Source organism: Clostridium sp. CM74B_53, assembly GCF_036318045.1.
Lineage (GTDB): Bacteria > Bacillota > Clostridia > Lachnospirales > Lachnospiraceae > Pilosibacter.
Genome location: NZ_JAWQDE010000003.1, coordinates 179,349 through 201,779, shown reverse-complemented (window position 1 = coordinate 201,779; position 22,431 = coordinate 179,349). Strand labels below are relative to the sequence as shown.

At 49.9% G+C, this 22,431-nt stretch carries 22 protein-coding genes; 20 read left to right on the top strand and 2 right to left on the bottom strand.

Translation table 11 applies throughout. The annotated features are described in order from the left end of the window. Positions 1–240: 240 nt before the first annotated feature. Entirely contained in the window at positions 241–972 is a 732-nt protein-coding gene (locus V2546_RS03915) for a GTP pyrophosphokinase (RefSeq protein WP_118298527.1), read from the top strand. A gap of 94 nt (positions 973–1,066) precedes the next feature. On the opposite strand, the gene V2546_RS03910 is transcribed toward V2546_RS03915, so the two are convergent. Then, positions 1,067–1,927 (bottom strand): GNAT family N-acetyltransferase, encoded by an 861-nt coding sequence (locus tag V2546_RS03910; protein ID WP_215703143.1) that lies wholly within the window; start codon positions 1,925–1,927, stop codon positions 1,067–1,069. A 362-nt stretch (positions 1,928–2,289) separates the two neighbouring features. On the opposite strand from V2546_RS03910, the gene V2546_RS03905 reads away from it, so the two are divergent. From V2546_RS03905 to purD, 16 genes are all read left to right on the top strand, one after another. Continuing rightward, positions 2,290–2,649 carry a CidA/LrgA family protein gene (locus tag V2546_RS03905; protein WP_118529483.1) on the top strand — a complete coding sequence of 120 codons (360 nt, stop codon included), beginning with the start codon at positions 2,290–2,292 and terminating at the stop codon, positions 2,647–2,649. A gap of 2 nt (positions 2,650–2,651) precedes the next feature. Beyond that, positions 2,652–3,326, top strand: a complete 675-nt coding sequence (locus tag V2546_RS03900) for an LrgB family protein (RefSeq protein ID WP_118298524.1) — start codon at positions 2,652–2,654, stop codon at positions 3,324–3,326. Positions 3,327–3,354: 28 nt separating this feature from the next. Continuing rightward, entirely contained in the window at positions 3,355–5,151 is a 1,797-nt protein-coding gene (gene pepF / locus V2546_RS03895) for an oligoendopeptidase F (RefSeq protein ID WP_329751593.1), read from the top strand. A gap of 175 nt (positions 5,152–5,326) precedes the next feature. Then, positions 5,327–6,094, top strand: a complete 768-nt coding sequence (locus V2546_RS03890; protein WP_118321566.1) for a nitroreductase family protein — start codon at positions 5,327–5,329, stop codon at positions 6,092–6,094. A gap of 318 nt (positions 6,095–6,412) precedes the next feature. Continuing rightward, positions 6,413–7,330, top strand: a complete 918-nt coding sequence (gene pyrF, locus V2546_RS03885; RefSeq protein WP_118298521.1) for an orotidine-5'-phosphate decarboxylase — start codon at positions 6,413–6,415, stop codon at positions 7,328–7,330. A gap of 135 nt (positions 7,331–7,465) precedes the next feature. Continuing rightward, a complete protein-coding gene (locus tag V2546_RS03880) occupies positions 7,466–8,299 on the top strand; it encodes a dihydroorotate dehydrogenase electron transfer subunit (protein WP_118529486.1) in 834 nt (277 codons plus the stop codon). After that, positions 8,296–9,198 (top strand): dihydroorotate dehydrogenase, encoded by a 903-nt coding sequence (locus tag V2546_RS03875; protein ID WP_118298519.1) that lies wholly within the window; start codon positions 8,296–8,298, stop codon positions 9,196–9,198. Before V2546_RS03880 ends, V2546_RS03875 begins: the two co-directional genes overlap by 4 nt. Before the next feature lie 112 nt (positions 9,199–9,310). Beyond that, positions 9,311–9,985 (top strand): orotate phosphoribosyltransferase, encoded by a 675-nt coding sequence (pyrE, locus tag V2546_RS03870; RefSeq protein ID WP_118298518.1) that lies wholly within the window; start codon positions 9,311–9,313, stop codon positions 9,983–9,985. Between the two features lie 15 nt (positions 9,986–10,000). Beyond that, positions 10,001–10,150, top strand: a complete 150-nt coding sequence (locus V2546_RS03865; RefSeq protein WP_182426546.1) for a hypothetical protein — start codon at positions 10,001–10,003, stop codon at positions 10,148–10,150. Between the two features lie 166 nt (positions 10,151–10,316). After that, on the top strand, positions 10,317–10,784 hold the full coding sequence (locus V2546_RS03860; RefSeq protein WP_118298517.1) for a VanZ family protein: 468 nt from the start codon (positions 10,317–10,319) through the stop codon (positions 10,782–10,784). Beyond that, positions 10,765–11,082 (top strand): calcium:proton exchanger, encoded by a 318-nt coding sequence (locus V2546_RS03855; RefSeq protein WP_118529487.1) that lies wholly within the window; start codon positions 10,765–10,767, stop codon positions 11,080–11,082. Before V2546_RS03860 ends, V2546_RS03855 begins: the two co-directional genes overlap by 20 nt. 19 nt (positions 11,083–11,101) lie before the next feature. Further along, a complete protein-coding gene (locus V2546_RS03850; RefSeq protein ID WP_329751591.1) occupies positions 11,102–13,171 on the top strand; it encodes an aminopeptidase in 2,070 nt (689 codons plus the stop codon). Between the two features lie 430 nt (positions 13,172–13,601). Next, complete coding sequence (gene purE / locus V2546_RS03845; RefSeq protein WP_329751590.1) at positions 13,602–14,120, top strand: 5-(carboxyamino)imidazole ribonucleotide mutase; 519 nt, start codon at positions 13,602–13,604, stop codon at positions 14,118–14,120. Positions 14,121–14,341: 221 nt separating this feature from the next. Next, positions 14,342–15,373, top strand: a complete 1,032-nt coding sequence (gene purM, locus V2546_RS03840) for a phosphoribosylformylglycinamidine cyclo-ligase (RefSeq protein WP_329751589.1) — start codon at positions 14,342–14,344, stop codon at positions 15,371–15,373. Next, positions 15,367–15,960 carry a phosphoribosylglycinamide formyltransferase gene (gene purN, locus V2546_RS03835; protein WP_329751588.1) on the top strand — a complete coding sequence of 198 codons (594 nt, stop codon included), beginning with the start codon at positions 15,367–15,369 and terminating at the stop codon, positions 15,958–15,960. The genes purM and purN overlap by 7 nt, the downstream gene beginning before the upstream one ends. An 87-nt stretch (positions 15,961–16,047) precedes the next feature. Beyond that, the gene (gene purD / locus V2546_RS03830) at positions 16,048–17,325 is read left to right on the top strand and encodes a phosphoribosylamine--glycine ligase (protein WP_118529490.1); all 1,278 of its coding nucleotides are present in this window, start codon (positions 16,048–16,050) and stop codon (positions 17,323–17,325) included. A 133-nt stretch (positions 17,326–17,458) separates the two neighbouring features. Here purD and V2546_RS03825 read toward each other — a convergent pair whose 3' ends face one another. Then, the gene (locus V2546_RS03825) at positions 17,459–18,229 is read right to left on the bottom strand and encodes a hypothetical protein (RefSeq protein ID WP_142411063.1); all 771 of its coding nucleotides are present in this window, start codon (positions 18,227–18,229) and stop codon (positions 17,459–17,461) included. Between the two features lie 423 nt (positions 18,230–18,652). On the opposite strand from V2546_RS03825, the gene V2546_RS03820 reads away from it, so the two are divergent. From V2546_RS03820 to V2546_RS03810, 3 genes are all read left to right on the top strand, one after another. Beyond that, positions 18,653–20,050, top strand: a complete 1,398-nt coding sequence (locus V2546_RS03820; RefSeq protein WP_329751587.1) for an ATP-binding protein — start codon at positions 18,653–18,655, stop codon at positions 20,048–20,050. 534 nt (positions 20,051–20,584) lie between these two features. Further along, positions 20,585–21,964, top strand: a complete 1,380-nt coding sequence (locus V2546_RS03815) for a Na+/H+ antiporter NhaC family protein (RefSeq protein ID WP_329751586.1) — start codon at positions 20,585–20,587, stop codon at positions 21,962–21,964. Positions 21,965–22,062: 98 nt separating this feature from the next. Further along, a complete protein-coding gene (locus V2546_RS03810) occupies positions 22,063–22,422 on the top strand; it encodes a TIGR04076 family protein (RefSeq protein WP_118321574.1) in 360 nt (119 codons plus the stop codon). The last annotated feature ends 9 nt before the right edge of the window (positions 22,423–22,431 follow it).

Sequence of the window (22,431 nt, the reverse complement as noted above, 5' to 3'; positions counted from 1 at the left end):
AATTCAAGTGGTTGCGGCACAAGGGCAGGGCTTGTTCCCTTTGTGGTATCATAGCATGAAACGCGGGCGTTGTAAAGAATATGGGGTGAACAGGGTTGTGGAAACTTCATAAAAAGTTCGGAAATCTTTCGTTGTAATATGGCATATTTTCCGGTATAATAGGAATGATCATGAAAAGAAACCACCTGTGCAGAAATGGGTGGTGAGCATAATAATGAAGGAAAGTGCAGGAAATTACCAATGAACATCAGTATGAACCCAAATGGTGAACTGTACCAGTCGGCTGTCAACGCGCCGGGAGCGATCGATATCCCGGAGAGCTTTTTAAATGAGGCACGTCAGTTCCGGGAGTTAAATATGCGCTACGCATGCGCGATCCGGGAAGTGAAGACGAAATTGGAAGTATTGAACGACGATCTCGCAGTTCGGAATCAGAGAAACCCGATCCAGATGATCAAATCCCGAGTGAAAAAGCCGGAGAGCATCATCGAAAAACTCCACAGAAGAGGATTCCCGATCTCCGTAGAGTCGGTGCGGGAAAATCTCTACGATGTGGCGGGGATCCGCGTGATCTGTTCGTTTGTGGATGATATCTATACCGTCGCCGAGATGCTGGCGCGACAGGATGATATCAACGTTCTCATGGTAAAAGACTATATCCGCTGCCCGAAGGTCAACGGATACCGCAGCTACCATATGATCATCGAAGTTCCGGTATTCTTCTCCGACCGGAGGGAAAACATGCGCGTGGAGGTCCAGATCCGGACGATCGCGATGGACTTCTGGGCGAGTCTGGATCATCAGATGAAGTATAAGAAGGATGTGGAAGATGCGAGTGAGATCAGCGATGAACTGAAAGAGTGTGCAGAGGTGATCGCACAGACAGACCTTAAAATGCTGGCGCTCCGCCGGAAGATCGAAGATCGTGAGAGCAGGGAAAATCCCCTCAAGTTTGATAAAGATCTGCCGTAGGCCGAAAAGAACAGCCGGCAGCAGATGCAAAAAAGAGAAGAGCGGGCAGACGACAAAAGAAAGCTGAGGAAAAAGCTGTTTGTCGAATGCGTCCTTAATAGAGATAGCAGCACAGGGTTTCGGTGATCCGGAACCCTGTTTTTTTGTACAGGGCAAGAGCCGGAGTGTTATTTCCGGCAACCTGAAGGAGGACCGGACGTTTATGATCACCAGAAGCACCGGTGCGGGATGAAACCGCGACCGGGGTGTCGGAAACAGTCCGACCGGTGTAAAGATCCGTCAGGAGATTTTCGGTGTCTGAAAACAGTCCTACAAGGACAGTCTGTAAAAATGAGGTTCCGTATCCTTTTCCACGCTGCGATCTTTCCACTTCAAAACCGTAGAGATAGTAGTGGGACGGGAAGACAGAAAAATTTACGATGGCATGTCCGGATCGAAAACAGAGTGTCAGGGTCCCGTCGATATCCAGAGTTTCGAGCTGAACATCGGTGAGAAAGCCGGATGGTGCAGCCGCAGATTCCGCATGGTCAGTTCGCCGGACAGCAGTAGAAAAATCCTCCGGCAGCAGCTCCATCATATGTTCCTCAGAGTCCTGTTCCGCTCCGATCGCCTCAAGGACAGCGGCAGTGTTCCGGTCTTTCTGATCCACATAGAAGAGCAGTTCGGAATCCTCTGGAAGTTCCTGGATCCCCTGATCCAGAAGCGCAGAGAAGAGTCCCTGACCGCGGAATTCCGGATCTGTAAAGGCGGAGCACTCAAACAGAAGGTCGTCCACCGGAACAAAAGCGATGGCGGAGACGATGCGCCCGTCGTATTCAGAAAAAAGAAACAGGGATGCATCCTCAAAAGGGAAAGAGAGCGAGGTGTGATCGTGAGCTGTGCATGTATTTACCATGGTTTGGATCTGGTCTTTCCGGAAAGAATCTAAAGAAGAGACGCAGTATGATTTCATCATAAACCTCCTGTAACTAAGTGGAAAAATCGGTGAAAAACATTCCCTTTCAGGAACAAAGTATGTGGATCCGGCGGGAGTTTTATCTGCCGGGGATAAAAATGCAGAAGTGAAATGCGGAAGAGAGACAAATTCCGCACCATAGAATCACTGCCGCCATCGTGTTCAGATGAAGATAAGTATATACAGAAAAATACTTCAATTCAAGGAATTTTCCGTGTTTTTTTCTATTGCCGCCATGCAAACGGGGTGATAAAATGGTTCCTAGTCTCAAAAATGGTTGGACCATTTTATACTGTCTCTCCGCAAGCCTGCGAAGATCGCAGAAAACAGAGACAGAATCTGACAACAGGAGGAAAACAAAAATGAAGTACGTGAAAGAAATTGTGATCATTTTCGGGATCACGATGGTGGGGGAACTCTTGAATATGTTCATTCCGCTGCCGGTTCCCGCCGGAGTGTATGGACTGTTCATTCTTCTCGGCGGTTTATGCACGAAAGTGATCTCCCTTTCCGATGTGGAAGTGACGGGAAACCTGCTTCTGGATCTGATGCCGGTCATGTTTATTCCGGCCGCTGTCGGGATCATCGATAAGATCGAAGAGTTAAAAGCCATTATGATCCCGATGCTCATCATCACCTTTGTGACCACTTTCATCGTCATGACCATCACCGGCAAGACGGCAGAGTGGATCATCAAGAGACAGAAAAAGAGGGAGAAATAGAAATGTCATTGTACTTTGGAGTATTTATCAGTCTGTTCGCATACCTGATCGGTATGAAGTTAAAGAAAAAATTCGGATGGCCAGTGTTAAACCCGCTGCTCGTCGCGATCATCCTTGTGATCGCATTCTTAAAAGCGACCGGGATCAGCTATACCGATTACAACACAGGTGCATCCTATATCAGTTATTTTTTGACACCGTCAACGGTTTGTCTTGCAATTCCACTGTATAAGCAGTTAGAATTATTAAAGAAGAACCTGACAGCAGTCGCAGCAGCGATCACAGCCGGAGTCATCGGAAGTGTCGTCAGCGTCTATGTGATGTCCATGATCTTCCGTCTGGAACATGTCCACTATGTTTCCCTGCTTCCGAAGTCCATCACGACAGCGATCGGAATGGGAGTATCGGAGGAAGCCGGCGGGATCGTGACGATGACGATCGTCAGCATCATCCTGACGGGAATCCTCGGTAATATCGTTGCAGATGGCTGGTTTAAGCTTGTCGGCATCAAGGAACCGATCGCGAAAGGACTGGCACTCGGAACTTCCGCGCATGCGATCGGAACCGCAAAGGCGCTGGAGCTCGGTGAGGTAGAAGGTGCGATGAGCAGCCTGTCGATCGCAGTAGCAGGTCTTATGACGGTCGTTGCAGTGCCGATCATGTCAGGATTGCTCTAAAATAAAAAGTGCAAAAGGAGAGAAAACCATGGCTGAGAGAGTAAAGAAACGTTCAGAGATCAGAGAACAGGATACCTGGAAACTGGAGGACATGATCGCATCGCCGGAGAAGTTTGAAGGACTTGCGGACGGAGTGGAAGAGCGGATCCCGGGGTATGAGACATACCGGGGAAAACTCGGAAGTTCGGCAGATCTGCTTAAAAGTTACCTGGAATTTGATGAATCGATGGATGAGACGATCTCTCTCCTCTATGCGTATGCGATGCAGAAACGCGATCAGGATACCTCTGTCAGCGAGAATCAGGCACTGGTGTCCAGAGTCCAGTCTCTTGCGGTAAAAGCAATGGCTGCTTCGTCCTTCGCCCAGCCGGAGATCCTGGAGATCCCGGATGAGACGATGAACGGATTCCTGGAAACGGATGAGTTAAAGGCGTATAAACTCCAGATCGAACGTCTGCTCGCGAAAAAACCGCATATGCTTTCAGAGAAGGAGGAAGCAATCTTAGCGTCTGCTTCCGAGATCGCGCACACTCCGTCATCGGTATTCTCCTTATTTAATAATGCAGATTTGAAATTTGACCCGGTTGAGGACGAGAACGGGGAACTCGTTGAGGTGACCCACGCGAGATACGGGAAACTTATCGAGAGCAAAAAGCGGAGTGTCAGAGAGGCGGCTTTCCATTCCCTCTACAAAGGATACCGCCAGTTTGCGAACACGATCGCGGCAACCTACGAGGGAAATGTCAAGCAGGGAAATTTCTATGCGAGAATGCGTCAGTATCCGTCGGCAAGAGCCATGTACCTTGCGGAAAACGAGATCCCGGAGCGTGTTTACGATAACCTCCTGGAATCAGTCCATGATGCGCTCCCGCTGCTGCACCGGTATATGGGATTCCGGAAAAAATGCCTGGACCTTCCGGAGCTGCACATGTATGATCTCTACGTGCCGCTCACGGATGAGTATGAGAAAACGTACTCCTACAAAGAGGCACAGGAACTGATCCTGAAGGCATTAAAACCTCTCGGAGAGGAATATTTAAACCTTTTAAAGAATGGTTTCGGGAACCGCTGGATCGATGTCTATGAAAATGAGGGAAAGCGGAGCGGAGCCTACTCGAACTGCGTTTACGGCGTGCATCCGTACGTGCTGATGAGCTTTGACGGAACGCTGGATTCCGTCCTCACCCTGGCACATGAGATGGGACATTCGATCCACTCCTGGTACTCCAATGCCAACCAGACCTACACGTATGCCGGATATAAGATCTTTGTGGCGGAGGTTGCATCGACCTGCAATGAGATCCTGATCTTAAACTATATGATCAATGAGACGAAGGACAGGAAGGAGAAGTTTTACCTCATCAACCAGCTCGCTGAGCGTTTCCGCACAACGCTGTTCCGCCAGGCGATGTTCGCGGAATTTGAGGCAGAGACTTACCGGCTTTCCTGGAGCGGGACTCCTCTCACAAAAGATTTGCTCTGCAGTCTTTACCATGAGCTGAATTCGGAGTATTATGGAGAAGAGACTGTGATCGATGAGGACATTGATCATGAGTGGGAGCGGATCCCACACTTCTACATGCAGTTTTATGTCTACCAGTACGCGACAGGATTTTCCGCGGCGATGGCGATCGCAAGGCGGATCCTTTCTGGGGACGAAAAGACAAAAGAAGGTTATTTCCGGTTCTTAAAGGGCGGATGCTCAAAGACGCCGGTGGAGCTTTTAAAGTTAGTCGGGCTTGACATGGAAAAGCCGGATGTCGTCAATGAGGCGATGAAGGTGTTTGAAGGACTCATCAAAGAGTTGGAAGGTTCCTTTTCATGAACGGAAATTTTCTGAACTGAAAATTCCGTGTGATCAGCTGCGGGGCGGATCTTGTCAGACCGTCTTCCGGACTGAATTGGTGAGGAGCGGACCGGAGTGGATGGAAAAAAGGAATTGACAGTTTTGCCGGATCTGGCGATCGATCATCCGGCATGAGGGGAAGAGGCGAGCGGTTATGAGTATTTATGAGGCGATTTTTAACAGATGTTCGGTCCGCGAGTATGAGATGGAGAAACTTGCACCGGGACGGCTGGAGGCGCTGGAGCGGTATCTGAAAAATATCGCGCTCCTCGATGAGGAGAAAACGGTAAAATTTGAGATCATAGACAATTCAGACGGAAAGCAGAAGATCCATGGTCTCTGGAAGGTCGAGGCGCCGTACTATCTTGCCGTCTATTGCGGGAATGACCAGCTGTCCGTGCGGAATGCCGGATATGCGGCTGAGCAGGCAGTCCTTTACCTCACATCAAAGGAACTCGGAACCTGTTATCTCGGGGCGACGAAGGCCGGAGAGGAGAAAAAAGACGGTCTGAAACGTTTCCTCGTGATCGCGTTCGGACGGGCTGCGGGACGCCCGTCCCGCGATTCTTCCCTGGCTCACCGCGCTTCCCTTGCGGCGCTCTGCGCGTTCAAGGACGAACCGGGGGAGCAGGTGAAGGCGATCCTGCGTGCCGCGAGACTCGCTCCGTCCTCATTCAATTCCCAGCCATGGCGCTTTGTCGTCTATTCGGACCGGATCTATATCTTTGCGAAAAAAACACTCCCGTTTTCCGGAAAAGAAAAGCGCGCCTTTAAGGAATTCAACATCGGCATCATGCTCTCCCACATCATGCTGGCCGCCGAGGAGCTCTGGATGAACATGGAGACCCAGGTGGAAGACCAGTTCGCGAAGAAAGATTACAAGAACGGGGAATACGTCTGTACGATCATGTTCCACAGTTGATAAAAGTATAAAAACAGAGAACGGCAGCTGGCGTGGGTACCAGGTGCCTAAGATGCGCACTCGCGCGAAGATGAAGGTTGTCGCAGGCGACCGCGCTCGGCGCGAGAATGTGCCGAGGCACATTCCATTTTGTTTAGCAGATGAATTGAACATCATAACGATGCAGAAAAAGACTTCTGTCACAATATTTGAAAAATCTTTGCAAAATGCGGAAATTTTTTCAGAACCTATATTTTTACTTGAAACAGAAAAACTCTTATGCTAAAATTGGTAAGAATAAGGTGTTTTAGAAACGTAACTACATCGGAGGAGGAAACTATGATCAGTCAGCTCATACAGAAGATTCAGAAGACAAAGGCACCGATCTGTGTCGGTCTTGACCCTATGTTAGGTTATATCCCGAACCATATTGTACAGAGAGCATTCAAGGATTTCGGCGAGACCATGGAAGGCGCTGCCGAGGCTGTATGGCAGTTTAATAAAGAAATTATCGATAACACTTATGATTTGATTCCCTCAGTGAAACCGCAGATTGCAATGTATGAGCAGTTTGGCATTGAGGGTCTTAAAATATATGCCCGCACGATCGAGTATTGCCAGAACAAGGGACTCCTTGTGATCGGCGATGTCAAGAGAGGCGATATCGGATCCACTTCCTCCGCGTATGCAGTTGGACATATCGGAAGCGTAAAAGTCGGAAGCAACGTATGCCGTGGCTTCAATACAGACTTCATTACCGTAAATCCGTACCTCGGAACAGACGGCATCAAACCGTTCGTCAATGTCTGCAACGATGAAGACAGAGGACTTTTTGTTCTCGTTAAAACCTCCAACCCGTCCAGCGGTGAGTTCCAGGACCGTCTTGTAGACGGAAGACCTCTCTATGAGTTAGTCGCTGAGAAGGTCGTTGAGTGGGGCGAAGCGAGCATGGACGGCGATTACAGCAACGTCGGTGCGGTTGTCGGCGCTACTTATCCGGAGATGAGCAAGATCTTAAGAAAGCTCATGCCGAAGACTTATTTCCTGGTACCGGGTTATGGTGCACAGGGCGGTACTGCGAAAGACTTAATGCACTGCTTTAACGAAGATGGACTCGGAGCTGTCGTAAACTCCTCCCGTGGTATCATCGCAGCTTATAAGCAGGAGAAATATGCGAAATTCGGTCCGGAGCACTTTGCAGAGGCATCCAGACAGGCCGTTATCGACATGATCGCAGATATCAATTCTGTATTATAAATGAAAAAACGCAATTGTTCAGAAAAGTATTGTAACCAGAAAAGCTGTACAACTGCGGAATGATCCACATTGAAAAAATAATCATCAGCCATGGTCATTCGTCCGTGGCTGATGTGTTGTAATAAGGAGGGAACCATGGCACAGAAAAAAGTAAACGCTGTGATCCACAGCCAGGAGAAGCTGGCGGAGGGGATCTACAGCATGTGGCTTGACGCACCGGAGATGGCAGAAGTGGCTGTTCCGGGACAGTTTATCGCTGTTTACACAAATGACCCGTCAAAACTTCTTCCGCGTCCGATCAGTATCTGTGAGGCGGACAAGGAGAATGGAAGACTTCGGATCGTTTACCGCATCGCGGGAGCCGGCACAAAGGAGTTTTCCGAATGCAAGGCAGGCGATACCCTGGATATTATGGGGCCGTTGGGAAATGGATTCCCTTTAAAGAAGAAAAAGGCATTCCTGATCGGCGGAGGGATCGGAATCCCGCCGATGCTGGAACTCGCGAAGAACCTGGACTGCGAAAAGACAGCAGTCATCGGTTACAGAGATCAGGAGACCTTCCTTGCGGACGAGCTTCGCAAATATGCTGATGTTGTGATCGCAACGGAGGACGGAAGCGTCGGAACAAAAGGAAATGTCATCGATGCGATCCGCGCGGAGAAGCTCACCGCGGATATCATCTACGCATGCGGACCGACTCCGATGTTAAAGGCACTGAAAGCCTATGCGATGGAGAACGGGATCGAGTGTTACATTTCCCTGGAAGAGAAGATGGCGTGCGGGATCGGTGCCTGTCTTGGCTGCGTATGCCACAGCAAAGACATCGATGAGCACAGCAACGTGAGAAACAAGAGGATCTGCAAGGACGGTCCGGTCTTCCGCGCCGAAGAGGTAGAGCTCCTGACTCCGGACGAGCAGCGCGAGCGCATCGCCTCCGGCATCATGATCAAAAAGGAGGAACAGGCATGAATACAAAAGTAACACTGGCCGGTGTGGAGTTAAAGAACCCGGTGATGACCTGTTCCGGTACCTTTGGTTCCGGTATGGAATACGGCGAGATGATCGACCTTGACCGTCTCGGAGCTGTTGTGACAAAGGGAATCGCAAATGTTCCGTGGCCGGGAAATCCGACTCCGCGTGTGACGGAAGTTTACGGCGGAATGTTAAATGCGATCGGTCTTCAGGGACCGGGCGTTGATGTTTTCATGAAGCGCGACGTTCCGTTCTTAAGACAGCATGATACAAAGATCATCGTCAATGTCTGCGGAAAGTCCGAGAGCGACTATGTGGACGTTGTGGAGCGCCTTGCGGACGCCGACGTGGACATGCTCGAGATCAACATCTCCTGCCCGAATGTAAAGGAAGGCGGGATCGCGTTCGGTCAGGATCCGAAATGCGCGGAGCAGATCACAAAGGCAGTCAAAAAGGTTGCAAAGCAGCCGGTGATCATGAAACTTTCCCCGAACGTGACCGACATCGCGGAGATGGCGAGAGCCGTTGAGGCAGGCGGAGCGGACGTGGTATCCCTGATCAATACGATCACGGGTATGAAGATCGACATCAATAAGCGGACCTTCGCGCTGGCAAACAAGACCGGCGGTATGTCCGGTCCGGCGATCAAACCGGTCGCTGTCCGCATGGTATATCAGGTTGCGAACGCAGTAAAGATCCCGGTAATCGGAATGGGCGGCATCATGACAGCTGAGGACGCGCTGGAGTTCATCCTCGCGGGCGCGACAGCCGTGTCCGTCGGAACCGCGAACTTCATCAACCCGGATACAACGATCCAGGTGATCGAGGGAATTGAGGCATATATGAAGAAGTACGGCGTGGAGGACATCCACGAGCTGATCGGCGCCGTACACTGAACATAAGGATCGCATTCCTGCACGGCAGGGACGCCATCTGACAAAAAGCCGGCAGATAACGATATCGGAAATCTGCGAAACAGTATATTATCTTGAAAGGAATGGATGAAAAATGGAAAAGTACAAGCAGGAATTTATCGAATTCATGGTTGATTGCGGCGTATTAAAATTTGGAGACTTCGTGACAAAGAGCGGAAGAAAGACCCCGTTCTTCGTAAACACAGGATTCTATCGCACAGGCGCTCAGCTTCGCAAGCTCGGCGAGTACTATGCGAAAGCGATCAATGACACATTCGGAACAGACTTCGATGTTCTCTTCGGACCGGCTTACAAGGGAATCCCGCTGACTGTTGCGACCAGCATGGCGATCAACGAGCACTTCGGCGCAGACATCAAATACTGCTCCAACAGAAAAGAAGTAAAAGATCACGGCGACAAGGGAATCCTTCTCGGCAGCCCGATCGCTGACGGTGACAAGGTTGTGATCATCGAGGATGTAACAACAGCAGGTACTTCCATCGAGGAGACTCTTCCGATCATCAAGGCACAGGGCGATGTCGATGTTCTCGGTCTTGTTGTCTCTGTTGACCGCTGCGAGAGAGGGAAAGGCGAGAAATCCGCACTCACAGAGATCCAGGAGAAATACGGTTTCCGCACAACAGCGATCGTAACCATGAAGGAAGTCGTTGAGCACCTTTACAATAAGGAGTACAAGGGAAAAGTGATCATCGACGATACATTAAAAGCAGCGATCGACGCATACTATGAGCAGTATGGTGTAAAATAATAAAGGAGCGGTTCTATGGAAAAGATTTATAAGACCATGAGAAACACAGGCGCAGCGAGCATCGCGGTCGGAATCATCGTTGCATCTGTCGGACTTGCTGCCGGGATCATCGCGATCGTGAACGGCGCACTGCTTCTTAAGAGAAAATCAGATATTACTTTCTAAAAAATTGATTTCAGGGAAAGATGATGCAGCGGGAGATGCGGCTGAAATGGCGGCATCTCCTTTCCTGCTTTTCTCCCGTAAGGTCCGGTTCTGCAAGAAATGCGAAAAGAATGCGGGAAAGCACCCGCCCGGGAACGGGAGACAATAAAAATGGAGAAGTTTGAAGATGAAAAAACACAGACATCGGATTCTTGGGGCGGTCTTTTTCGTCCTGTATCTGGTTCTGCTGACATATTTCCTGTTTTTCGCCGAAGAGATGGGGCGCAGCCCCGATGCGAGGGCCGAATATTCCTACAACCTGACCCTTTTTAAAGAGATTCGGCGTTTTATTTTATACAGGGACATTCTTGGCTGGCGCGCGGTATTTTTAAATATTTTCGGCAACGTGCTGGCGTTTATGCCGTTTGGCTTTTTTTTGCCGGTCATCTGGGAGCGGACGAGACACTGGTATATCACCGTGATCTTAAGCTTTGCCATGAGTCTCACCGTGGAAACGATGCAGCTCGTCGGCAAGGTTGGAAGTTTCGATGTGGATGATCTGCTCTTAAATACCATCGGCGGTTTTGTCGGGTATATTATTTTTGCCCTTGCGAAAGGCGTGTGGGAGAGATACAGTGGAACGAATCGGAAATAAAGTATCGTATATAAAAAAGCCGCTGGCAAAAAACAGTTTTGTGGCGGCGGGACTTGTGGCGGCGGCGCTTCTTTTTTACGCCGCGGCCATCGGTTTTTCCTATCACACCCAGGGGAATGCGCCGCTTGCGGCAGCAGCTCTGGGTTTTTGCAGTATTATCACTGCGGTATCATCGGTGGTCTACGGGATCTTCGCGATGATGGAGAAGGAGAAAAATTACATTCTGGCGAAGATCTGTCTCGCGGCGGCGGGGATCCTGCTGCTCGTGTGGGCACTGATGATCGTATTTGCTCTGTAATGAAATGGAGGCATGAGACATGGAACAAGATCTGATCAGAGAGCGCTATGACCTTTCCATGGCGCGGATCCGGGATTTTCTGACGGAAGAGACAGTACCGGAAGTTTACCGGGATTATTTTAAAAAGGTGACGGAGCTCATCATTCAGTGCGGCGAAGTCCTGAAGGCAAAGAAAGACGGAAGTCTTGACAAGATGACTCTGGAAGAGGGGAGAGCCTTAAATCAGAAGCTCTATGCGGACGTTCTCCCGGGAGCTTATGAGACAAGTTATGCGAATCCGGCTTATGCTGTGCAGACGCTCGGAGAGGAGTATGGAAAGCTTCTTTCTTATCTCTATGCGGAGATCCGTGCGGACATCGTCTATGCATTTGAGGGGCGTGTTCTCGATCTCGTGATCGGAAACGAGGCGCTGATCGAGATCTACAACCTGTTTGAGGGCGAGGCGCTTCCGGCGGCGAAGGAGATCAAGGACGTCCTCTACTGGAGTGCGAGCGATTACTGTGATGTGACATTGACTTACCGTGTGCGGGAAAGTGTCGATCCGACGCTTGATTTTGCGAAGAAGATCATCATGGAGAGTGATCTCTCGGATCTTTCTTACCTGTACCGCTTCGGCGAGTATATCTCCCCGGAGGAGGAAAAGATAGCGGCGTTCTTAAACAGCCTGCCGGAGGAAGAAATCAGGAAGATGGCGGATACCTATACGGACGGATATATCCGCGGGTTTGAGGTCATGGGACGTGATCTCGCAAAGAAGAAAACGGCGGCAATCCGGTATCCGGTCGGAATGGAGCGTATGGTTCGCCAGGCGGTGAAGAATTTCGAGGCAGCAGGTCTTTCCGTGATCTTCCCGCGAGGTGCGGTCGACAGCATCAACCGGAATCCGGCGGGGCGCGGCGGCTATACATCGTCTTCCCCGAACAGACAGTATGACTATGATCACCGGTATGACAGCGCGGTCTACATGGACAAGGCGTTCCGTGACCGGAAAATCGGTGTTTTAAAGACTGCCTATGAGCAGTATAAGGAGGAAGCGGCAGCCTACGCGGGACCGGCGGTCATCGAAACCTTCGGTGAGCCGGGCTTTGAGCCGGTGAACAAATCGGAGGCATGGGCGTTTACGGAGAAACAGCAGAACCTTTATCTGGAATACCGGAATCTATCCATGCCGGTGGTGAACGAATATATTCCGGGAGATGAGACGAGCTTCACGATCATTGCGTTCCCGGTTCCGGCGATTGGGGAACACTTCCCGGAAATATTTAAAGAGACGATCCGGATCAACACTCTGGACTACGAGCTTTACCGCGATATGCAGCAGAAGATCATCGATGTGCTCGATACGGCAGAGTATGTGGAAGTGATCGGAAAAGGTGAGAACCGGACGAACATGCAGGTACGTCTGGCGGCCCTTTCTGATCCGGAAAAGCAGACGAAGTTTGAGAACTGTGTGGCCGATGTGAATATTCCTCTCGGTGAGGTGTTCACTTCCCCGAAGCTTGCGGGGACAAATGGAATCTTAAATGTGGGAACGGTTTATATCGGAGATATCCAGTACCGGAATCTGCTGATGGAGTTCAAAGATGGACGTGTGGTTTCTGCAGTCTGCGACAACTTTGCGGAAAATGGAGAGATCGATAAAGAGGCGGGACACCGCCTGATCGTGCAGGGGATCATGAATGGACATGAGATCCTGCCGCTCGGCGAGTTTGCGATCGGAACGAACACGACGGCGTATGCGATGGCGGAGAAGTTCGGGATCCTGGACCGGCTGCCGATCCTGATCGTGGAGAAGATGGGACCGCATTTTGCGGTCGGTGATACTTGTTACAGCTGGTCGGAGGACAGTCCGATGTATAATCCGGATGGGAAAGAGATGATCGCGCGGGACAATGAGGTTTCGATCTTGCGGAAGGAAGATGTCTCGAAGGCGTATTTCGGAGTGCATACGGATATTACGATCCCATATAAGGAGCTGGAGAGGATTTCGGCTGTGCGTGAGGATGGGACGAAGGTGGATCTGATCCTTGATGGGAGATTTGTGCTGGCGGGTCTGGATGAGTTGAACAGGCCGCTGGGGGAGGAGTAAGATCGCTTTTTAAGTTGAAATGGGTGCCTTTGGAGGTGCAGGTGGGCTGCATGTTCGGGGGCACCTTTTTTGTGTATTGGCGAGGGTACGCGGTGAGCTTCCGGGCTGGAGTGCACAGGGATGCGGGGATGGTTCCTCTAAGCCTGCAGGTGACTGCTAAGGGCGAAAACAAGACGACACAACTCGCTGCGCTCAGACAAGTGTCGTCTTGTTTTCAACGCAGTCACCCGCAGGCTTAGAGGAAGCCAGATCCCCGGATCAAGGCACTCCAGCCCGGAAGCTCACCGCTGGGATGTGGCAAAATCTACGATTCCCACTTGACGTGCATGGAAAAACCTTGTATTATGATTGATAAGGAATTATTGTTATTCAAATACTATATATTAGTGAAACTTATCAATATTTGTTACACTCATAAGGAGAAAAGACAATGGCAAAAGTTGGAATTGTAATGGGCAGTGACTCTGATATGCCGATCATGGCGCAGGCTGCCGAGGTACTGGAACAGTTTGGGATTGATTTTGAGATGACGATCATTTCCGCACACAGGGAGCCTGATACTTTCTTTGAGTATGCGAAGAGTGCTGAGAGCAGGGGCATGAAGGTGATCATTGCCGGTGCAGGTAAGGCGGCTCATCTTCCGGGAATGTGTGCAGCGATCTTCCCGCTTCCGGTTATCGGAATCCCGATGAAGACTTCTGACCTTGGCGGGGTGGATTCCCTCTATTCGATCGTGCAGATGCCGTCCGGGATCCCGGTTGCAACGGTAGCGATCAACGGCGGAAAGAATGCTGGTATTCTTGCTGCAAAGATCCTTGCGGCTTCGGATGCGGATCTCCTTGAAAAGTTAAAGGCTTATTCTGAGAAGATGAAGACGGAAGTGGAGAGCAAGGCGGAGAAGCTCGACAATATCGGATATAAGGAGTATCTTGCTTCCATGAAGAAGTGATCGGATGATACCACCATCCCAAACCATGAATAAGCAGCCGTTTTGCGCAGGAAAATGAGCAGAGTATGGCTGTTTTAGGAAATTGCAGGAGCACGAAGTGTGGAACAATACGGTATCAGGGGGCAAAAAATTTTGCACACGATATCATCTGATATAGAAAAATTAAGGAAAGGAAAAGCTATCATACATCTTTTGGATGTCTGCGATAGCCGGGAATACATATGGATTACAAGAAAGCCGGAGTTGATATTGAGGCTGGTTACAAGTCTGTGGAGCTGATGAAAGAGCATGTGAAGAAGACGATGCGTGAGGAAGTTTTAGGTGGTCTTGGAGGATTTTCCGGTGCTTTTTCTCTTGCAAAGATCAAGGATATGGAGGAGCCGGTTCTTCTTTCCGGTACGGACGGATGCGGAACGAAGGTAAAGCTTGCGATGATCATGGACAAGCACGACACGATCGGTATCGATGCAGTTGCGATGTGTGTGAATGATATCGCATGTGCGGGCGGCGAGCCGTTATTCTTCCTGGACTATATTGCATGCGGCAAGAACTATCCGGAGAAGATCGCGGATATCGTCAAGGGTGTTGCAGACGGCTGTCTCCAGTCCGAAGCTGCTCTGATCGGCGGTGAGACTGCGGAGCATCCGGGTCTGATGGCTGAGGATGAGTATGATCTTGCCGGTTTTGCGGTTGGCGTCTGCGATAAGAAGGAGATGATCACAGGTGAGAATCTCCAGCCGGGTGATGTCCTGATCGGAATGGCTTCCACGGGTGTTCATTCCAACGGTTTTTCTCTTGTACGCAAGGTTTTTGAGAAAAAGATGACAAAAGAGGGCTTAAATACCTATTATGATGAGCTTGGAAAGACTCTCGGCGAGACGCTTCTTGCTCCGACAAGGATCTATGTAAAGGCTTTAAAGAACGTAAAGAATGCAGGTGTTACGATCAAGGCGTGCAGCCATATCACAGGCGGCGGTTTCTATGAGAATGTTCCGCGTATGTTAAAGGATGGCGTCCGTGCGGTGATCCACAAGGACAGCTATCTGATCCCGCCGATCTTCCCGATGATGCAGCAGAAGGGTGAGATCGATGAGAAGATCATGTACAACACGTTCAACATGGGAATCGGTATGGTCGTTGCAGTCGCTGAGGAGGATGTCCGTGCGGCGATGGCAGCCATGAAGGCAGCGGGAGATACCCCGTACATCATCGGTTCCATCGAGGCAGGAGAAAAGGGAGTGACCTTATGTTAAGAGTCGGCGTTCTCGTTTCCGGAGGAGGAACAAATCTTCAGGCGATCCTCGATGCGATCGATGAGGGTACGATCCGCAATGCGAAGGTGGAGGTCGTGATCAGCAACAATGCGGGTGCATTTGCCTTAGAACGCGCGAAAAAGCACGGGATCCCGGCAGAATGCCTGTCCCCGAAGGAGTTTGCGTCCAGAGAGGAATTTAATGAGGCGCTTGTCGCGAAGATCGATTCCTACCATCTGGATCTGATCGTGCTGGCCGGATACCTGGTAAAGATCCCGGCGGCCATGATCGAAAAATACAGAAATAAGATCATCAATATCCATCCGTCCCTGATCCCGTCCTTCTGCGGTGTCGGCTTTTACGGACTGAAGGTCCACGAGGCTGCGCTTGCGAGAGGCGTAAAGATCACCGGTGCGACGGTGCATTTTGTGGATGAGGGAATGGATTCCGGTCCGATCATCCTGCAGAAAGCGGTTGAAGTGGAAAAAGGCGATACGCCGGAGGTTCTTCAGCGCCGTGTCATGGAGCAGGCGGAGTGGAAGATCCTTCCGAAGGCGATCGACATGATCGCGAACCACGAGATCTGATCGTATCTGTCCTGGCTGATATGTATTTTTACATGTTGCCAGGACAGTCGGCTTATGTCATAGGGAAGTTTACAGGAGGAAGAATAGATGAAGGTTTTAATCGTTGGAAGCGGCGGAAGAGAGCATGCGATCGCATGGAAGGTCGCCCAGAGCAAAAAAGTCGACAAGATCTACTGTGCGCCGGGCAATGCCGGAATCTCCGAGGTGGCGGAGTGCGTGCCGATCGGAGCCATGGAATTTGATAAATTAGTTGCATTTGCAAAAGAGAAAGAGATCGACCTGACCGTGATCGGAATGGATGATCCGCTCGTCGGTGGGATTGTGGATGTCTTCGAGAAAGAGGGACTCCGCGTATTCGGACCGAGAAAGAATGCGGCGATCCTTGAGGGCTCAAAGGCATTCTCCAAGGACCTCATGAAGAAATATCATATCCCGACAGCCGCTTATGAGACATTCACAGACCCGGAGAAGGCGCTGGAGTATCTTGAGACGGCGAAGATGCCGATCGTCTTAAAAGCGGACGGTCTTGCGCTCGGAAAGGGCGTTCTGATCTGCCAGACATTGGAAGAGGCAAAAGAGGGCGTGAAGACGCTCATGATGGATAAGAAATTCGGCTCCGCAGGGGATGAGATCGTCATCGAGGAGTTTATGACCGGCCGTGAGGTTTCCGTTCTGTCCTTTGTGGATGGAAATATCGTGAAGATCATGAGTTCCGCCCAGGACCACAAGCGTGCAAAGGACGGCGACCAGGGCTTAAATACAGGCGGTATGGGAAACTTCTCCCCGAGCCCGTTCTACACGGAGGAAGTCGATGAATTCTGCAAGAAGTACATCTACCAGCCGACCGTTGATGCGATGAAGGCAGAGGGAAGACCGTTCAAGGGCGTGATCTTCTTCGGACTGATGCTGACACCGGAGGGACCGAAGGTCTTGGAGTATAACGCGAGATTCGGCGATCCGGAGGCGCAGGTTGTTCTTCCGAGACTGGAGAACGATATCGTGGACGTCTTTGAGGCGTGCATCGACGGAACGCTCGACAAGGTAGACTTAAAGTTCGACAATGATCGTGCGACGGTCTGCGTTATCCTTGCATCCGACGGCTACCCGGTCGAGTACAAAAAGGGATTCCCGATCGAAGGACTTGAGAAGTTCAAGGGAAAAGACGACTATTATGTCTTCCACTCCGGAACAAAATTCAACGACAAAGGCCAGATCGTCACAAACGGCGGCCGTGTCCTCGGTGTGACCGCAACCGGAAAAGACCTGAAGGAAGCCAGAAAGAAAGCCTATGAGGCGACGGAGTGGGTTTCCTTTGAGAATAAGTATATGAGACATGATATTGGACGGGCGATCGACGAGGCGTAAGTGATCCGGAAAATTTTCTGGATCTGCAGGAGCAGAAGAAAAATGACAGATTGATATTGAGAAAACCGGCGATGAATAAATCTTCGCCGGTTTTTCTGCTCTCATGTATCTGAAATGCTCTCATAGCTCATCATCACAAGCTGGAAGATGATCCTGAATCCTCAATAACAACTTTAACAGATGGGATATTGCATTCTGCTGTTATTTGGGCTCCGCTTATTCTGCGGAAAACATCTTCAGTACAGAAGGCTGCTTCATTAACTAAATCAGAGATATCGTTTAATGCACCCCGATTATACCGAAATTGAAAGGTTTCTGAAATATAATTATCGTTTTCAAACGCCATTTCCTTTTCTGGTGCACTTCCTTCTTCATTCAAAACAATATCTCCTATTTTTAAGGTTGCCATTACTGGAACGATATCCTTAAATGACTCGATCGAAATTGTTATATCAAAAACTCCGGTATATAATTTATCTACAGTGACTGAAGTGATAGAGAACCAAGGTTCATCAGCATAGTAAGCCACACTTCCAACGCTGCATGGTGTCATGGATGAGTTTGATCTGCCTTGTTCAAATACATAAATATCTGGTGCCTTTATATAAATTTTATCAGGCAGTGTGTCATATTGATAATTATAAATATGTTCATTTGTATTTCCATCGGAACTTTCTGAAATTTGTTGAAGTTCATGTAAGAACTTGTTATCTATGGCACATTCCATCGTAGAAACCGGTGTTATAACGGCAGTTTCATATTCTGGATACTTTATTGTAACGCTTAAGGTTCCGTCCTCATCAGCGGGTTTGCTATAATAACTCCATATCAGAACTGCAGACAAAAAAACGCACACAAAACAAATAACAGGAACAATTATTTGGGATTTTTCCGCTTTATTCATATGGCCTCCTGAAAATTCTGCTTATCTTGGTTTTGTGCGATAATGTACTGACAAAAATAAGATTTTATTTAAATTATACTTATATAATAACGGTTTGCTGATCCAGTGTCAACATTCAAGCCAAATAGAGATCATTCTAATGATGACTTATTGTTACTTTTCACGGGTAGGAATTTTTAGAACTGAAAATTCCGTATGATACCGTTATGGTCTCGGATTTTGCCGATTCGGAATGCGAAGCATCGGCAAAATCCCATTACAGTGCACGGTCACTGCCATATCAATAAAACAATTGACAGGATGAAATTTTTGTTTCATGATGTTAGAATATTGATGTGATGACCGATGTGCTCACATTGGCGCATTGTAACTGTTCAGTAGGTCTGCGCACTTACGACGCATTTTATATTCAGGAGTGTATCCATGAAATCAATATCCATCTACGCACTGACTAGAAAACAGAATATCGCCTGTCTTTCCAGGCTGGAGCATCAGCTGTCGGGCAGGGAAAAACCTTTAAAGATCCGGACATGGGAACTGAACAGTATGCGGGCATTTGTGGATCACCTGGAAGAACATATGCCGGAGGTGTACCGGCTCCGCTTCTTTTATTCTTTCCAGATCCCGCGTCTCGGAAAAGAGTTTGACCTGCTCCAGGTGAAGGAAAAACAGATCGTGAACATCGAGCTGAAGAGCGGCGCTGTCTCCGGGGACGCGATCCGCAGGCAGCTGATCCAGAACCGTTATTACTTATCGGTGCTGGGGAGACCGATCCGGTCCTATACCTATATCAGCAGTGAGGACCGTCTGGTCCGTCTGACGAATCATGATAACCTTGTGGATGCGGACTGGGACCGGCTATGTGAGGAGCTGAAGGAGCCGGGTAAGGATGAGCCGGGAGATCTCGAAGACTGCTTCCGGGCAGAATGGTATCTGATCTCCCCGCTGACACAGCCGGAGCGGTTTTTGCAGAAGGAATATTTCCTGACGGCCCAACAGAAGGATATTGAGCGGCAGATCTTAAAGAAAGTCCGCGCGGAGCGAAGCGGATATTACTCATTTTCCGGACTTCCTGGGACGGGAAAGACGCTGCTTCTTTACGATATCGCGATGAAACTTTCCGGGCGTCAGAAGGTCTGCATGATCCACTGCGGGACATCGGGAGAGGAGTGGAAGAAGCTTCATGAGAGACTCAGGCGAATTCTCTGGATGTCGGACCGGGAGATCACGGAGGAGACCGGTTTTGAGGATTATGGTGCTGTTTTTGTTGATGAGGCGCATCTGCTGAGTGAGGAGCCCCTGAAGCGGATCATACGGGCAGCAGGAACACGTCCGGTTATCTTTTCCAGTGACTGCGAGGACCAGCTCTCCCCGGAAGAGGCGGACCGGAGTGCGAAGAATGAGCTGGAAAAACTTCCGGGGATCCAGCTTTTCCGACTGACAAACAGGATCCGGACAAATGTGGAGCTTTCCTCGTTTATCCAGAATCTGATGCACCTTCCGGACCGGAAGACCACCCGGCATTTCCCGAATGTCACAGTGCTGTATGCAAATGATGAGCGGGAAGCGGAAAATCTGATGTTGGATGCAGGGGAACACGGGTTTCAGATCCTTTCGCGACAGGAAGACAACGGGAAGACGATGGACCGGCTGGCGGTGCTATTGGATGAGAAGTATTATTACGATGAAAACAGGTATCTGCGATCGCAGGCTCATACGGTGCGCACACTGTTTTACAGGCTAAACGGTGCGAAGGAGAAGCTGATGATCGTAGTGAAAGAAAATGCTCCGGTTTATGAGAGAGTATTGGAGTTGTTGTGAAGAGCATGGGGGAAGATAGTTGGGATATCAGCAGCCAGTTTCCGATAAAAAATTCTTGACAAATCCGTATGACATTGCTATTATTGCTTTAAACCGTTGAAGAGGAAGTTGTACCAGAAAGAACAGTCTCCCAGAGAGTCCGGGGCGGTGGGATCCGGACAGAGTGTTGTGGTAAGTGGGCCTCAGAGGGCAAGGTGAAAAAGAGGAACGGATCAAGAGGAATCTTTAGTAGCTGAGACGCAGGGTCAGCGTTACGAGACCAGGAATGTAACTGCATTCTGTAAAGAGTGGGTGCTTGGCACCAAACAAGGTGGTACCGCAGGTATATGACAGCCTGTCCTTGAACGAAGTTCAGGGATGGGCTTTTTTGATAAAAAGATTTCCCGATCTTCTGAACTTGAAATGTCAGTCCTTTATGAAAGCCGGAAACCGGAGCGGTGAGAAAATGCATCGTGGCATGCAGAAACGCATAGTCTCCCGGGAGACTTTCGTATATGACAAGAGTTATGTTACAGAAGAAAGGAAGGCAATCGTATGAGCGAAGAGAGAAAACTTCAGTTTCGCGGCGGGATCGGAATGTCCCTGATCCCGGTAGCAATTTATGTATTCTTCTGCATGGTGCTGTTCATCGGCTTTAAAGCATTCAACATGGAAGCACTTGCAGTCGGAGGATTTTTAGCCCTTTTGATCGGCGGCGTGTTCTGCACGAGCTACAGTGAGTTCTGGGAGAGTGCGATCCGGGGAATTTCCTCGATCACGTCGGTATCGGTCGTTGTGATCCTGCTGCTCGTCGGCATGTTCAGCGCCCTGATCAAGCTGTGCGGTCTTTCCGGCGGATTCGTATGGATCGCCAACGCGGTCGGCATGAAAGGCGGGATCTTCGTTGCATTTACATTTCTTGCCACATGCATCGTATCGACAGCGACCGGTTCCTCGATTGGAACCATGTTTATCGCGTTCCCGATCTTTTACCCGGCGGGGATCATGCTGGGTGCCAACGAGATGATGATGGCCGGCTGCATCGTATCCGGCGCGATCTTTGGAGATAACCTGGCGCCGATCTCCGACACGACGATCGCTTCGGCTTCCACGCAGCAGTTTAAGAACGGAAAACCGGCCGATATCGGTGGTGTCGTGTCAAGCCGTATCAAGTATTCGCTGGTGGCAGGACTGATCACGATCGTGATCTTCGCGATTTTCGGCGGTGTTGGCGGTACTTATGAGGGAGGTTCCATCGATGCGGCGTCCAACCCGGTTTCGTTAGTCATGCTGATCCCGGTTGTCCTGATGCTGACGGTTTCGACAAAAACAAGAAATATCTATGAAGGCATCCTCGTTGGTCTTGCGACAGGAACGCTTGTCGGCCTTGCAGCGGGATTATTTACTCCGGCGCAGGTATTTTCCAACGACGCGGCAAACAACGCCGCAGTCGGCTTCCTGGTTGACGGGATCAACAATATTTTACCAACCTGTGCGCTTGTCATCTCCGTATTCGGCATCATGGGAGTTTTAAGCGACGCAGGCATGCTGAACCTGATCGCCGAGAAGATCCTCGACAGTAAGATGGCAGGGACGGCAAGAGGTGCGGAGCTCGTCTGCATGATGGGGATCGCATTTACAACGATCTTACTTGGCGGTGTGACGAGTGCCTCCATCCTGACATTCGGACCGATCTTAAATAAGATCGGAGCGGCGAGAAACATTCACCCGTACCGCAGAGCGAACCTTTTAGACGGAACGGCAAACAGTCTTCCGGCGATCATCCCGTTCATGAGCGTGTTCGTATTCATCGGATCCGCATTGACAGGTCTTTCCCCGGTCATCGTTGCGGGCGGAACGATCTACGGATTTGTCCTGTTCTTTGTATTCCTTGGAGCTGTCCTTACGGGATGGGGATGCCAGAAAGAAGAATAGGGGAGTGGTTTCCCGGATCTGGATCATGAAAGCTCATGAAGTGTCAGGATGGCACAGACATTGGAACGAGTACACGAGAGAAAAGAGGTTATGGAAAAATGGATGATACCTTTACATTATACGATCTCAAGGTGGAAGTAGTCGCCGGTGACCGCCCGATGGTGTGCAGCCACAAGGTGGGGGACTATTTCCTGGTACAGGGAGAAAACCTGGTGTTTCCGAAGGAAACATCGTTTTCCATGTATTCCCTGAGCGCCATCCTGCCGCTTCTTCCGGCAAAAGAACGGCCATTGGACCCGAACGACTGGATGCTCTCCGACGCGGAGATCGCCTGCCCGGATCCGAACTGCGGGGCGAGATTTAAGATCACAAGAGTCGGAAAGCGGATCCAGAGTCATGGGCAGTGCACGGTCGTGCCGCTCATGAGACCGGATGCGGGAAAATATCATGAGAATTAGATAATAAGG